The organism is Paenibacillus turicensis, from assembly GCF_050461185.1.
GTDB lineage: Bacteria > Bacillota > Bacilli > Paenibacillales > Paenibacillaceae > Fontibacillus > Fontibacillus turicensis_A.
On record NZ_JBCMOR010000001.1, the window covers coordinates 224363 to 239548 of the forward strand.

The 15186-nt window shown below is 37.2% G+C and carries 13 protein-coding genes; 7 read left to right on the forward strand and 6 right to left on the reverse strand.

Annotated features, from left to right (window positions below):
- Window positions 1–251: 251 nt before the first annotated feature.
- Together ABE099_RS00935 and ABE099_RS00940 are read left to right on the forward strand one after the other, a co-directional pair.
- The gene (locus ABE099_RS00935) at window positions 252–4223 is read left to right on the forward strand and encodes an S-layer homology domain-containing protein (RefSeq protein ID WP_430026699.1); all 3972 of its coding nucleotides are present in this window, start codon (window positions 252–254) and stop codon (window positions 4221–4223) included.
- Between the two features lie 292 nt (window positions 4224–4515).
- Window positions 4516–5559 (forward strand): alpha/beta fold hydrolase, encoded by a 1044-nt coding sequence (locus ABE099_RS00940; protein ID WP_430026700.1) that lies wholly within the window; start codon window positions 4516–4518, stop codon window positions 5557–5559.
- Window positions 5560–5596: 37 nt separating this feature from the next.
- Here ABE099_RS00940 and ABE099_RS00945 read toward each other — a convergent pair whose 3' ends face one another.
- Window positions 5597–5980, reverse strand: coding sequence for a hypothetical protein (locus ABE099_RS00945; protein ID WP_430026701.1), 384 nt, complete (start codon window positions 5978–5980; stop codon window positions 5597–5599).
- 49 nt (window positions 5981–6029) lie between these two features.
- Window positions 6030–6491, reverse strand: a complete 462-nt coding sequence (locus ABE099_RS00950; RefSeq protein ID WP_430026702.1) for a GNAT family N-acetyltransferase — start codon at window positions 6489–6491, stop codon at window positions 6030–6032.
- Between the two features lie 273 nt (window positions 6492–6764).
- On the opposite strand from ABE099_RS00950, the gene ABE099_RS00955 reads away from it, so the two are divergent.
- Window positions 6765–7832: a methyltransferase domain-containing protein gene (locus ABE099_RS00955; protein WP_430026703.1), complete on the forward strand. Its 1068-nt coding sequence runs from the start codon at window positions 6765–6767 to the stop codon at window positions 7830–7832.
- 70 nt (window positions 7833–7902) lie between these two features.
- Here the strand turns inward: ABE099_RS00955 and ABE099_RS00960 are convergent, their stop codons facing one another.
- Both ABE099_RS00960 and ABE099_RS00965 read right to left on the reverse strand, forming a co-directional pair.
- Window positions 7903–8838, reverse strand: a complete 936-nt coding sequence (locus ABE099_RS00960; RefSeq protein WP_430026704.1) for a helix-turn-helix domain-containing protein — start codon at window positions 8836–8838, stop codon at window positions 7903–7905.
- Window positions 8839–8906: 68 nt separating this feature from the next.
- Entirely contained in the window at window positions 8907–10067 is a 1161-nt protein-coding gene (locus ABE099_RS00965) for a DJ-1/PfpI family protein (RefSeq protein ID WP_430026705.1), read from the reverse strand.
- A 270-nt stretch (window positions 10068–10337) separates the two neighbouring features.
- Between ABE099_RS00965 and ABE099_RS00970 the strand changes: the two genes are divergently transcribed.
- The 4 genes from ABE099_RS00970 (at window position 10338) to ABE099_RS00985 (ending at window position 13416) form a co-directional block, all read left to right on the forward strand.
- Window positions 10338–10607, forward strand: a complete 270-nt coding sequence (locus ABE099_RS00970; RefSeq protein WP_430026706.1) for an AbrB/MazE/SpoVT family DNA-binding domain-containing protein — start codon at window positions 10338–10340, stop codon at window positions 10605–10607.
- A gap of 214 nt (window positions 10608–10821) precedes the next feature.
- On the forward strand, window positions 10822–11676 hold the full coding sequence (locus tag ABE099_RS00975) for a phosphotransferase enzyme family protein (RefSeq protein WP_430026707.1): 855 nt from the start codon (window positions 10822–10824) through the stop codon (window positions 11674–11676).
- A gap of 124 nt (window positions 11677–11800) precedes the next feature.
- Window positions 11801–12226 (forward strand): MarR family transcriptional regulator, encoded by a 426-nt coding sequence (locus ABE099_RS00980; protein WP_430026708.1) that lies wholly within the window; start codon window positions 11801–11803, stop codon window positions 12224–12226.
- A gap of 44 nt (window positions 12227–12270) precedes the next feature.
- A complete protein-coding gene (locus tag ABE099_RS00985; RefSeq protein ID WP_430026709.1) occupies window positions 12271–13416 on the forward strand; it encodes an SDR family NAD(P)-dependent oxidoreductase in 1146 nt (381 codons plus the stop codon).
- 186 nt (window positions 13417–13602) lie between these two features.
- On the opposite strand, the gene ABE099_RS00990 is transcribed toward ABE099_RS00985, so the two are convergent.
- Both ABE099_RS00990 and ABE099_RS00995 read right to left on the reverse strand, forming a co-directional pair.
- Window positions 13603–14127, reverse strand: a complete 525-nt coding sequence (locus tag ABE099_RS00990) for a GNAT family N-acetyltransferase (protein ID WP_430026710.1) — start codon at window positions 14125–14127, stop codon at window positions 13603–13605.
- 339 nt (window positions 14128–14466) lie between these two features.
- Complete coding sequence (locus ABE099_RS00995; RefSeq protein WP_430026711.1) at window positions 14467–14904, reverse strand: GyrI-like domain-containing protein; 438 nt, start codon at window positions 14902–14904, stop codon at window positions 14467–14469.
- Between the last annotated feature and the right edge of the window lie 282 nt (window positions 14905–15186).

A 15186-nucleotide genomic window follows, 5' to 3' on the forward strand; every position in this document is an offset into this window, starting at 1 on the left:
GACAGATTGAGGTGTAACCGCTTTCGAAAAAAATACAAAGGAACTGGAATCCATCCATGGAGTTAATTATAAGGATTGTATATCATATTATCAATCATCATAGCTACTCTATTTATGAATGCGCTTACAAAATCTATTTCTCAACATCAGAGGGAGGTGTGTACTGATCGTCAGACAAGGTGAAAATTAAAAATTGGGTAGCTCTAAAGTGAGATTTTAGAGGTTGCCTTGAGAAAAGGAGTAAAACTAAGATGAACGGTGAAAAGTGTTTAATAAACGTCTCCCGCATTCTCGTAGTCATCATGTTACTCTCCATATTCACGCTTGCTCCCATCCCTGCTGCGGCTACTGCGGATGAAGATGCACTGTCAGTTGAACTAAATAACCTCATTACTCAAGCTGAGGCTCTAAAGGCTGGCAACAAGGAATTCCCACTTCAAGTTAGTCAGTCTGACGATGGCGCCGATGTCAATCAAGCTTTCCCCTGGGTGAGCGCTGAGGAGCTGAAGGAACTTGATCATGCACTTGAATTTGCACGTCATGCAACTCCCCCCACGGAAGAAGCTATAGCTAGTCTTAAGGACGCAATACTGATTTTTACTAGTAGGATTAAATCTGACGGTTCAGATCCCTATTTCCGCCTTGATCCAGGTTCTGGTAAACAACCTGTGAAAATTACAGAGCCCACCAATGACTGGACTGCAAAGAACCCACCACTTGATAGCCGTGTTCCCGTCGACTTTGCTGGTGGCACGTTCGAGATGATTCCTTATCCTTTTGCAGATTCCCAAGGCAAGGCTGATGTGCTACAGATCAATTACGTTCATAACGGAACAGGCAATTTCGGCGGAATGTCCATTCAATCTCCTTTATCCCCAAGTGTAAATGTCCCTGAAGGCGCAACGATTGATTTTGATGTGTACTATCCTAAGAGTGCTCAAGGCAAATTTATGAGGTGGAGAATCAGAAATGCAAGCACTGATATGGATACTTACCTCAGAGAATACGAGTACAACAACCTTAATCCCGACTGGACTGGTAGCTATATGGGTGAAACCTGGTTGTGGAAGCACCACAGTATTACCGCTACAGCAGGCATGTCCTCTAACTTTATTCTTGAGCTCCATGGCGAGAACGGCCGCCCCGCAGAAACCAGTACACTTCTTGTTGGCGATATCAAAATAACGGAACCTGATCCCAATGGTATTCCACTTCCTAGTGTAGTCAACAAGGATAACCAAAGAGCTGTAACACCTTTAAAAAATATTTACAATAAGGAAAATGGCAAGTTCATGGTGGGTACGATTGGAACCGGGGCAGTAACTGGAACTAGAGCCAATCACTATGAAATTTTTGTTGATGGTAACAATCTCAAAGCTGACGCCACTCATCCTCGCGGACCAAACTGGCTAAAAAGCATCACTGGTGAGGCACTGAGCGGTGCAACCACCACCCCTGGACTAGGAGAATACAGTTTCCCGACCAACTCTTATCAAGCAATCAGGGATTCGGGAACTCCTGGACAATACAAATCTCATGGCCATGTTTTGGCATGGTATAATCAGGCCCCTGCATGGATGAGGCAAATGGTTCCTGCAACCATTACATTAGGATATAATGGCACAACGGATTACTACGGATTGGGTAATGGTGTTACAACTACGGTTAAGGTAGACAAAGAAATGGCGAGAAGAGTGCAATTTAACCACACAATGTATGTGATGCGGCACTTCCTGACCACAGATGCGAAATATGGCTCAAGTGTATCCCGAGGTGTAATCCCCTTCAATTCATGGGATGTGCTCAATGAAGAGGTTCACGAAAGCCGTCATAGTGAAACGATCCCTGAGGACCCGAACAGTTGGAGACAGACACTCAAAAATACTAATTGGCTTGCTGCAATGTCCGATGATTTAATTGGTGGAGATATCTCTGAGCATTACATTTATTTGTTGTTCAAATATGCGCACATCGCGGCCCCAAACGCCCAGATGGCTACAGCTTATAAAGCCAACTATGCTGATCTACCCGAGTATATGAAGCTGGATGGAAATGATACCGAAGGCAGCATTGACGCCTATATCGTTAATACTCCTCCCAAGCTGACTTATAACGATTACGACATTTCTAATCGTACGAAGGCGAGAACTGTATACAATATGGTTCATGCACTTAACACCGCTTGGCTCTCCGATCCACTATATGACGGAAGACCCCTGATCGAAGATATCGGGATTCAGGGACATGATTCGATTGGAAAAACCCTTGCAAGCGATAACCAATATGCCCTAGCCCTCTATGCTTCTCTCGTTGACCAGGGGCTTTTGTCCGGCATTGCCTATTCAGAGCTTGATCTTAAAATGCCGACTACGACCCCTGGCGGTGGTGCAGTTGCTCCCGCGACGCTTAATGTCAAACAATCTGATGCCCTTGGTTATCAGTATGCATTGCTGTATAAAATGTTCGACAAGTTCGCCCCGTATATTGATCACATCATCAGTTGGGGTGTAGACGGTTCGGGATGGCAGGGAAGTTATGTGCTGTTTGACAGCCAGAGCAACGCCAATGCTGGCTACTATGGAGCCGCGAATCCAGACAGATTCATTCTTGGGCATTCATATTTAGATGAATTTTATGAAGGTGAGTACGAAAAAATCCAGCGCAATGAAATTGATCTTGGCGATCTTGGAATCTATACACCCGGTAGTGTGAATGCCAACCTGAGTGGTTTGACACTGAGTGAGGGAACACTCCAGCCGACTTTTATCGCAACAAATACTCAATACGATGTTTCCCTACAAGATGCTAACAGCATTAATGTGACTGCCACAGCGGCGAACAGCAAGGCAACGATTAAAGTGAACGGTAGGATAGTCGCCAGCGGTGCAATTTCCGAAGCAATCTCATTGACACCTGGTACAGTAACCGATATCCAGATAGAGGTAACAGTTGGGGAGGGTATCGTAAAAACTTACACCATAAAAGTAACTAATAATAAGACGGATAATCCGTCCAATCCCTCAAATCCATCTACACCTTCAACGCCTACACCAACACCACCAGCACCAGTTGTTCAGGATCAGAAGGTAATTATTCAGCCGACCAAGAAAAATGGAACTACATCACTCTTGACACTGGATTTGGCAAAAGCAAAGGAATTACTGCGGGAAAAAGCCACCATAGACATACCTATGGAGCAAGGAGTGAATTCATATGCAGTAAACTTGCCTGTTGCCGCACTGATAAGTGGAACAAAAGAGGATAAGCTCACTCTTTCCACTGAATTAGGTAAAGTCGTAATAACTGGTAACATGTTGAGTGGTGTTGTTGAAAGTACCAGCAAGGAAGTACTACTGGAAATGGAAAAGGGAGACAAGTCGAAACTCTCAGCGAAGGTGAAGGCGGCTCTCGGAGATAGACCATTCATAAAGTTAACCCTTAAGGTAGATGGAAAAGAAACAGTGTGGAGCAATCCAAATGCGCCTGTAACTGTATCCCTGCCATATAAGCCAACTATGGACGACGAATTGAAGAATCCAGAAAGGATCGTGGTGGGGTACATTGATGAAGTTGGAAATATAACCACAGTACCAAGCGGACGCTATGACTCCAAAACTGATACGGTAACCTTCACAACATCTCATTTCAATAAATATGGAGTTGCTTACGTATCTAAAACATTCACGGATCTTGGAAAAGTAGCATGGGCTAAAAATGCTATCGAAGTACTTGCAGCAAAGGATATCGTTAAGACAGAGGGCAATGTGTTTAACCCGTCATCTGATATTACAAGAGCAGATTTCCTTTATTCCCTTGTCAGGGCACTTGGATTAACTGCAAAAGTAAATGGCAACTTCAGTGATGTCCAGGAAAATGCTTACTACTATAATGAAATTGCTGTTGCCAAAGCTCTTGGTATTGCGAATGGAATAGACAACGAGAGATTTGGCAGTAATAACAAGATCACAAGGCAAGACATGATGGTATTGACAGAAAGAGCTTTGAAAATTGCAGAAAAGTTGAATAGACAAGGTATGATGGCGAATCTAGAGGAATTAGAAAAATTTATCGATAAGTCACAAATTGCGTCCTATGCAGTGAACAGTGTAACGACCATGGTTAAGGAAGGATTGATTGAAGGTAACAATAGTAAAATCAATCCGACTGGATACACAACCAAAGCAGAAGCTGCAGTATTGCTTTATAGGCTGTATAACAAGTAGGAATTCTCTAAATTCCTACTGGGATTAGTATATTATGGCAATCCATTGAAGCTATGGAAACCACGCCAACGATTGTTGGCGTGGTTTCTGCTATGAGCGTGTTTTGAAAGGTGTGATTGTAGAGATGGTTGTACATGGGATAGAGGTCTGAGCAGAAGAGTTCTTTGATCCTTGAAGGTGCCTTTAGGTGTAGATTTTCTGATAAGAACAATATAATATTTAATAAGCCAACCAACCAAATAAACTGTATATTTAAAATTTTTAACTAGTTTAGTTTAAGGAGTCGTCCTATTTGGATAGAAAAAGAAAATATATAAAGATAACCAAATTAACTCTATTAATTATTATTTTACTTCTCGTAGTTGGATTGGTGTTTCCAACATGGACACCTCGAATTGCGGGAGAGCATAGCGTAAGTATTTTAAAGCAGATCAAGATTAATGGAACTGATCATGAAGTCATGATTAGAGGAGAGGATAGACGGAATCCCATCGTAATTTTTGTTCATGGTGGTCCTGGTAGCTCTGAAATTCCTTATGTACGTAAATATCAAGATTTACTTGAAAAAAACTTTACTATTGTTCACTATGATCAACGTGGAAGCGGGAAGTCGTATCACTTTTTTGAGGATTATTCCAACTTGTCTTCAGACTTGCTTGTGGATGATTTATTGGCATTAACAGATTATGTTACGAAGGAATTTGGACAAAAAAAAGTGCTACTGATAGGCCATTCTTTTGGTACATATATTGGGATAAAGGCCGCTGAAAAATCACCAGACAAATTTTTTGCTTATATTGGAATTGGGCAGGTTTCCGATCATCAAAAAAGTGAGTTAGATAGCTTGAATTATTCCATTGAACAAGCAACATTAGCAGGGAATCTAAAAGATGCAGAACAACTAGAAAAGCTTAGAGGCACAATCGAAAAAGGGGAGCAGCTTACGCCAAGAGATATGGTTAGAAAATATGGCGGAGCGGCGAGACTCATTGATGATAATATGGATTATTACCAAGGGTTTCTCTTTAATCCCGAGTATAATTTGCTTGATGTTATTCGCTACCTAAAAGGCGTTTCATTATCTCAGAAAATTTTGTTAGCTGAAGAATCAAAAAATAACATTACCAGAATTGTTGATAAAGTAGAGATACCTGTCTATTTTGTGATGGGTCAATATGATTATATGACATCTGTAAACGTAGCAAAAGAATACTTTGACTCACTCCAAGCGCCGAAAAAGGAGTTTGTCATTTATAAAAATTCTGCTCATTATCCACAGTTTGAGGAGAAGGAGCAATTTGCCCAATGGTTAAAACAAACATGGGGCCAACTATGAACGAATTTACCTTGCTAGCTTGCTAGCTAAATAATATTTAACTATGGTTTACCTCATTGTTACTTATTTCGCTCTCTATAAATTCCTTTGCAATGAGCATAGCTTGAATTATAGGTTCATGACGGTTAAATTGTGAAGTGCCTTGTTCATATTTACTTTGTGCTTTAGTAGTCTTATTTATGATGGAAACGACAGGTGGTAAAGCTTCTCTCAAATCTTTATTTGTATATGCTATTGTTGTATCTGTTTTATCACCTAAAATAAGTGCTTTGGAAATGCAAAGTGCTTTAATTCTGTTTTTTAGGAGCGAGTGTTGAGAGGTTCCCTCTACAAACTTAACTTGCATTTTTTTACATTTAGTAATGGTAGAAGAGATTAAGGTGACTGCATTTTCCAGTTGTTCTTCGTTAAATGTTTTCATGATACCTCCGCTATTTTTAAAATTGTTGAGTTTAGTTAATTTACTTAGATCAAAGCTGACACTCAATTGTTTTCATCATTTCACAAAATCCATGTCTCTCATAAAATCTCATGCCATCAATGTTTTGAGGAAAGACTTGAGTTCTTATAAAATCAACATTTCTTTCCTTACCATACCTTTTACTTGCTTGCATAAGATGTGTCCCAATACCCTTGTTACGTTCATTAACTGCAACCTCTAAATCTTGAATATAAAGTAATGATTGAGGTTTTAAGCAACTAACTGCTTTTTGCTCAAGGATCATAACATGTGAAAAACCTACAATTTTATCATCGTCCTCTGCTACTATAATATTTTGATTTGCACTATTAAATATATTAATAAAAAAAGTATCCTCTCTGTATCCAACAACAAAATGTTCAGGCTGATATTTAACCGCATCATATTCTAATTCTTTATATAGGACTCTTAGCTGCTCAACATCATTGATTGTTGCAATTCTCGTTAACATACCTATCCTCCTTACCCATGCTTTATTTGCTAAATGTAATAATATAACAAACCCACTCCACGACTAATATTAAGTTATGAATTAGAAATAAACAATAGTTACATATGTGTTAAATGTTAAAGGTTATATGTGTTTTCAAACATGTATTGGAGCATTTTTTGGAGTTATATTTGACAACCTATTTTACAAATATCCGTTTTAAACTCTACGGTTCGTGGGTGTGATTGTATAAATGATTAAAATATAATTTTCTCAAAGAAAGGAGCTGTCAGTTTGGATCAAGTTAAAATAGGAAGATTTATTGCAAAATTGAGAAAAGAGAAACATTTAACACAGTGCGAATTTGCTGATATTCTCAGGATTAGCAATAAAACCGTAAGTAAATGGGAATGCGGCAATGGAATGCCTGAATTATCCCTGATGATGCCGATTTGTGATATTCTCGAAATCAATCTTAATGAGTTATTTTCAGGAGAGAAGCTGACTGATGCTGACTATAAACAGAAAGCTGAGGAAAATATGATGAAACTAATAGAAGAAGCTGAGAACATTAAAAAGAACATTGTTGGTGGTGAAGTTTTAGGTAAAGTCGCTAATGTTGATATGAATGTGAGTGAAGTCCATAAAACTAATATTGAGTTCTGGGATACAATCGGGAGTGAGTTTTTGGGTGTAACGGCGTTACCGAACTGGGGAGGTTATTTACCATCAGAGGAGAAATTGAACCTACTTGGAGATTTGTCGCATAAAACTGTACTTGAAATTGGCTGTGGCAATGGTCGCTCCTTAAAATATGTTGCAGATTTAGGGGCAACGGAGTTATGGGGACTTGATATATCTGCGAATCAAATAGAGAAAACAGATCAGTATCTTCAATCCCAAGGAATCAGTGCAAATCTAGTTTGTTCACCTATGGAAGATGAATGTGGGTTACCCGTTGATTATTTTAATTTAGTTTACTCTGTATATGGCATTGGTTGGACAACAGACTTAGATCTAACATTTAAGCGCATTTATTCTTATTTGAAAAAAGATGGAGTCTTCGTTTTTGGGTGGTCACATCCGATTCATAAGTGTGTGTCAGTTGAAGAGGGGAAGCTTGTTTTTAGTAACTCTTATTTTAATGAAGAATGGTATTGTGCTGATATGAGCGATAAAGAGATGATGCTCTCTAATCGTATGTTGAGTACATATATTAACGCTTTGGCTAGAAATGGTTTTGTTGTGGAACAGTTAATTGAAGAAACGGACAAAGAAAAAGCAATGGCATCCCATCATGATTTTGGCAGAAAAGCTTTAATGTTACCAACGGCATTTGTCAGTAAGGTGAGGAAGGCGTAAGGTAAGAATTTTTAGAGTCTAAGGGATACATGGCTTAAAAAATTATATGTGAATAGCAAGTGTTTATAGTTTAAAGCATGGTGCAATGCCTCGATCTATATTCGGAAGGAGAGTAGCCAAATCTTTTTTTATACATCCTTCCAAAGTGTGTAATATCTGAAAAGCCAACCCTCTCCATAATTTCAGAGACAGGTAATAGCGTTTCTTGGAGCATTTTTGAGGCTAAATACAGTCTTAGTCTAATAAGATACTCCATTACGGGATAACCTGTAATTTCACGAAATCTTTCTGTTAATGAGGTTCTGTTGATATGAAATATATCGGTAAGCTCCTGGATCGTTATTTTGTGCATATAATTTGAGTATAAATACAAAATGATTTCTTTGATTTCACTAGGGTCTTTTTCAAGCTTTAGGCTTTCAAGGGACTCATCAATAATTAGTAATCTTGATAACAAAAAAAGCATTTCAATTAAATAAGTTCTGCTTCTGCAAGGCCAATCATGATCCATTTGAATGTCTAAGGCATTTTTTATGTTTTCAATAATATTACTTATTCTGTTTGCATTGCTGGGACCCAGATGGAGCAGACCTATAAATTCATTATTTTTTCTTGAAAATGGATTTAACCAATATAAATCTTGGATTTCATTTACAGATAGCCCATGATCAGAGGCTTTAAATAGCCCATTGTCAGATGCTTTAAGTAGAGGGAAATCGAATTGTTGATTAATGATTTGAGGGTGAAATAGGATCGCCTTACATTGAAGAGAGACTTCTGATTCCAATAAAAATGTGTCACTTTCATTCAGGCAAAGGGCAGACGGAGCTACGATGATGTGCTTACGATCATTAAGATTAAGTATTCCAGTACCAGAGTTAACAAAAATCATTTTATAATGATCTCGCAGTTCTGTACCCTCACAAAAGCAATTTTCATTGGTATGGTAGATAGGAAGCTGATAGCCTTGATAAAATTCCCTACCCTCTGTAAAATACTTACCCATACAACGCCTCCTGAGCAATCATATGTTTAATTATATCACTGCTCAGGAAAACAATATATAACTATCTATTATTTACCAAGTATTTTTAACGCCTCACACAGCTTTAATCCGAAAGCTACTGAAGCATCTGGATTTCTTCCCGTTACAATATTACCAGATACAACAACCTCTTTATCTACATATTTCACACCATTGTTGGTTAATTCCTTAATTCCATCACTCCATGGGAACATGGTAGCTTTTTTATCCTTGAGAATACCTGCTCTTGCCAAAACTGGTGGAGCTGCGCATATGGCCGCGATAATCTTTTTTTCCTTATTTGCCTCCTTCACTAGGCTCCTGAGATCCTGATCCTCCCACAGGGTACCGATCACTCCCGTACCACCCACGATAACAATCGCATCATAATCCTTTGCTTTTGCATTAGAGATCATAATATCGGTGGTATACGTTGATCCATTCAACCCAAGTGCCTTTGATGTAGTACTTGCTACAGTTATTTTGGCTCCGTTTATCTCAAGCAACGTTTTTGGAGCGTATAACTCTACATCCTCAAAGTCCTTTGGAGCGACGACCATAAGGATATTTTTAGAGAACTTTCTAATTTTCAACGCGTCGGAGATGGCGAGTCCAAAGCTTTTGGATGCAGCGGGATTTTTAGCTGTTACTATATTTCCATCCGTAACCGTCTCCTCATTTACATATATCGCACCTCTTGAGGTAAGCTCCTTAATTCCATCATCCCAAGGAAACATGGTCACTGTTCTACCTTTTAAAATTCCAGCTTTAGCGAGAGTTGGGGGAGCGGCACACATAGCGGCTACGATTTTATTTTGAGCATTAAATTGCTGAATCAGTATTCTCAGTTCCTCGTTATCCCATAAAGTCCCGATCACACCTGTTCCACCTGGTATTACGATGGCATCGTAGTCATCTACCTTTGCATCACTAATTTTAATATCTGGTTTGATTTTAAATCCATTAAGACCAATTGCTGTATCCGTTGTTGTGCTAGCAAGGGTTATCTTTGCGCCGTTAGCCTGTAAAATCGCCATAGGTTCAATGACTTCAACGTCTTCAAAATCCTTTGGCGCAATCACCATAAGTACTTTTTTGTGAGTAATTGTATCTTTTGCACTGACGGTATTGATTGGACCACTTCCCAAAGCACCAAGTACCATAAATGAACTCATTACAAAACAAATGACAGTTATAAATAGCTTCTTCATTTTTACTACCTCCTTTTGGTATCCATAGCTTAGCAAATATGAATTTAACCCGTAATAGCGCATTGTCAGAGGTTTTCGGTGTATTAACAGGAAAATAAACCTAGAACATTGATAAAGAGGGAGAAGAAGGATATAGGGTATCATTGGGCTAAAAAATATTAATCCAGAGAAAAGTATCAAACTGCTCCTAGATTTGTATATACTTGCTATATAATGAGTGTGAAAATGTAATGAAATTGGTTCATATCATAACAAGGGGGATTTGTAATTATGGTAACGACCACAGTGAAAAAATGGGGCAGCAGCTTGGCAATTAGAATTCCTTTAGAATTGTCCAAACAAGTACAATTGAATGAAGGTACAGTAGTTGGCCTTGCAATCTCTGAGAATAATGAAATTATTTTGAAACCATTAACGTCTGCTCCTGACGATCAAGCTGTGCTAAGAGCTCATTTTTTGAAGCTACGTAATCAATGTAAACCAGGGATGGAAAATCATGAAGAGATGCTTGCAGAACCTATGGGAGATGAGATCATTTAATGATTAGGTAAAATTTCATTTGTTTCTATTTACATAAAATATTATGTGCTCTCTGAAGCTTGAGCCCTTTCAAACTATGAGTATTAAAAAAGTGAGGATATATTAGCTAAGTTAGTAATTGAATTGATGATTGGTTGATTGAAATTGAAATGGAATCGGTCATTGAACTGATGATAATACATTTTGATTTCACTATGGGGGAGTGATTAAGAAAATGAGCAGTAGAGATAAGGATTTGAAAAAGGGCAATATGTCAGAGGTGCGTAGAGATGGGGACATTATTTATAGAGATATAAAACCCCAAAGCAAAACGATTTCTAGATTGCTTTTACATCTCGAAAACAAGGGGATTCAATTTACGCCTCGTTTTCTGGGCACTAAAAATGTAAATGTAAAGCAAGAGATACTGAGTTTTGTAGAAGGTGAAACAATTGAAGATTATCCAACCCAAAACGACATTCAAAGTAAAATGTTGACGGTTCAATTGGCTGCAAAAATGTTAAGAGCGTATCATGATGCTACCTTGGATTTTGAGAGACATGCAGATGATATTTGGTTTTTAAGTTATGAAGGTAACTTGCAAAAGGAAGTGATTTGTCACAACGATTTTGCGCCTTATAATGTCATCTTTAAACATAATAATCCAATTGGTTTGATTGATTTTGATACCGCATGCCCTGCTCCAAGGATATGGGACGTAGCCTATGCAGTTTATCGTTTTGTACCCCTCAGTATGGAGGTATATGATCCTAATACAAACAAATATCGAAAATATGATAAAATACTAGACTGCTCAGAAAGAGCGTTATTACTATGTACATTTCTTGAAGCTTATGCTCGTGGTATTGAAGATGTTACAACAGTTTCAGGAGTTGAAGTTATAGATGTGTTAGATGTATTAGAAGTATTACAAAATGTTATTATGCGACTTGAAGCTTTGGTAAAGCTTTTTGATGAGGAATGCAGTAAGGGAAATGTTGCGTTTATTAAAATGAAAGCGGAAGGACACCAAAAGTTATATATAGATGAGATCGCGTTTATAAAAGAAAATATGAGCGATTGGATATAAGATTGGAGATTCACATACCAGCCTTTTTTGACACTTATCTAAAGATTTGCTAAGATGATTAAAAACATTTAATTAAATAAAATTAACTAAATTTGTTTAACTATATTGAGAGGTACTAAAAGACATGATAAAAAATGCTATAGCCTATATTGCAAACCAACTATGGATGCAATCAATTAACAATATTAACGCTCAGCTAAGCGAGTCAGAGGCTAAAAAGTTTAGTAGTCAAGATTATTACTACCTTACAACCATTTATTATATGGAAGGTCCTAATTTTTCTGAGGTTGCAGAGAGATTAAATTTAACAAAGCCGGCGATATCGGCAATAGTAAGTAAATTATCCAAAATGGAATTAGTCAAAAAAGTCCAATCAGCGGAAGACAAGCGTATGTTTTATATGTATTTAACTGACAAGGGGAAAAAAATTGTTGAAGGCGATGAAGTATTGTATGAAAAAATAGAATCATTGATTAAAAATACGATTAATGATGAAAATAAGTACAAATTTTTCGAAAGTGTTATTGGGGAAATAGTCAAAAAACTATAGCATTAAAAACCATGAAAATGAAATGATATTGTGGAGGAATTTCAATGTCCAAAAATTTAGAGGGAAAATCGATTGTCATCCTTGGTGCAACTGGTGGGTTAGGTTCAGGTTTTGCAAAAACATTTTCAGAAAAGGGTGCAAGGCTTTTTTTAGTAGGTAGAAATGAGGAAAAACTTAATGATATAAAAGCGAACTTGAATGGTGATATTACTATAGCCACATCCAATTTAACTGATTTTAGCATTCTCGAACAATTATCAAACAAGATCACAGAGTGGTCACCAGAAGTTGACTTAATTATTAATGCAGCGGGTTATGATGTGCGAAAATCATTAGAGGATCATAGCGCTGACGAAATAGAAAAACTAATAGAGATCAACCTTTTAGGAACGATACTAATTACAAAAGGGTTGCTCAAAAATTTGAAGAATGAAAAGGGAAACACAATTATTCATATTGGCGGATTTGCTGACGGAAGAATGGCTTTCCCATATTATTCAGTTGATGTAGCTACGAGATCGGGTGTATTTTCGTTTATCGAATCAGTAAATAGAGAACTGGAAATAGAAGGTAAGGATATAAGAGTAACCTACTTTTGCCCAAGTCCAGCAGATACCGCGGCTGAGAGACCTTTTCATAATTTGTGGAGAAAAATGGGGATAAAGATTGCACCTGTCGAAAATGTAGCTCAAGAGTTAATAAAAACTTATGAAAAGAAAACAACCATAGGTATTATGGGAGGGATCGCTACAAGAGTATTCGCAAAGGTAAATTCAGTAATGCCAAGGTTAGCGGATTTTATCGTGATGAAAAAGTATGGGAAAATGTTAAAAGAATATTTATACAGTAGCCATGAATCCAATAAATTAAACGAATCAACTGAATCAAATAAATCAACTTATCGAGAAAATGATAGTGGGTTAAAAGTGAAGACACCAAGTCAATTAATGAATAAAATTGCTTTGGTGCTTGTGATTCTTTCATTTGTGCTGTATGGATTAGCGATCTTGGTTCCATTTATGTCCCTGTCACTTGCTTACAAGACTACATTAGTACCAGCATTCATTATAGTAGGTGAGATCGTTTGGTGGATTGGAATCGCCATTGTTGGGAAACAAGTAGTGACGAAATATAGGAAGTATTTAAATCCGTGTAATTGGTGTGGAAGTAATAGTAATAAGTCGTTTTAAAAAATAAAGAAATCCAAAAAAGATTAGGAACTTCAACCTAATCTTTTCCTTTAACCGATTAACTAATTAGCTCCGCTAAGTCTAATATCAACCTTCATCAACACATCTAATCGAAGTAGCCCATTGATTAAACGTTTCACATGAAGCGTTTCTATATTTAGCTTAACCTTTCATAATGTTTATTTATTAAAGAAAGAAGGATTTAGGATATCGAAGCTCACCATCAAGTTTAACATCTTCACGAAGGTGGGCTACCATAAAAACTTCATTGGGAACGATAAATTGTATTAATTCAAAACCATAAGGCCTTGCGGGCTCAAAACCGAATTTAGGATAATAGGTTGGATGACCGATTAGAAAAATATGTGAGTAATTTAGTTCTTTAGCTAATTGTAGACCTTTTCGAATAAGTGCACTACCAACACCTTGCTTTTGAAATTCAGGCTTAACTCCAATTGGAGCTAAGATGATAACTTCATGTTGGGTGTCATTATTCACAACTACAGCTTTGCTGAAAAGGGCGTGACCAATGATGAGGGTATTGCTTAAGGCAACTAGTGATAATTCAGGAATGAACTCCTGTGATTCACGTATACGTTCTGATAATCTTGATTCATCTTCACGTTCTCCAAATGCTGTATAGTGTAAATGAAACAATTCATTATAATCTGCTGGTGCTTCTGCACGAATCTTTAATTCTTCTATTATCAATTTTTTTCCTCCGTGTCTATAGTGGCACGGTAAGTAGTTAGGGAACTACACTTCCGCACCTTGAGTAGTAAAGTATAGGTTATCTTGCAAATCAATCATAAAAGCAACTCCTTTGTTTTAGATTATTAAGAATTTAGCACGCTTTCAGCAGAGGGTTCAATGGAAAAGTTGATTATAATTAAAAAATATGTGCAACTCACATTCTATACAACTTTTGGTTATAGTTAATTGAATCATTAAAGCATAAAGGAAATGCATTAGACTTTCCTTCGATATTCAAACGTAAGCCTAACCGAAAATAAGGACCTACTTCCAGAAGGTTAGTGAGCTAATTAGCTTCTATTCTGTAGAAATATACCACTCTATTGTCTTTTTGTTTTGAAACTCTGACGTAAGGATTTCAAATCTAGGCTTGGACAAGTCAATGCTATATTTATCCTGATTTTCTGGCGAGCAGACCTGCTCCCAAAAATCACCGATAAATTTTGCCTCAAATGAAAATACAATGTATTCCCCTTTAGGAATCGTATAGCTAATCATCCCCTCTGGAATCAATCCAATCTCGGTTACCTCAACTGCAACTATAGGAGAGGGTTTATTTCCCTCTACAACCATATACTGATGTTTATTTTTTCTATTTTGAATTTCATCTAATCTTGCACTAAGCAGGTCAAATAATGCATTCTCCTCATCTAAACTCCCACCCTTAAAGCCAATCAGTGTAATCGCTTCCAGTTTATAAGTACGAACTCTAGCAAAATCATTCAAAATAGTCACATCAAACCTCCTTAATATAGTATGTTTTCCAGTTTAGATTATTGAGGGGGGGATGTAAATGTATAGTGTATCCACCATTTACAAAATGCTTACTTTAAAAACAGCAGAAATGGTTACAAAAAAATTGCCTCTATTATATTTAGTATTGAGGAACAGATTGAATATTTTGTAATATTAGTGTGCTAGTTTCTGTTAGAATATAGTAAGCAGTTTAAATTCATTAAATTAATTAATACATATCAGAGCAGTAGAGATTTTTAACTCTATTATAGAAAAGATTCA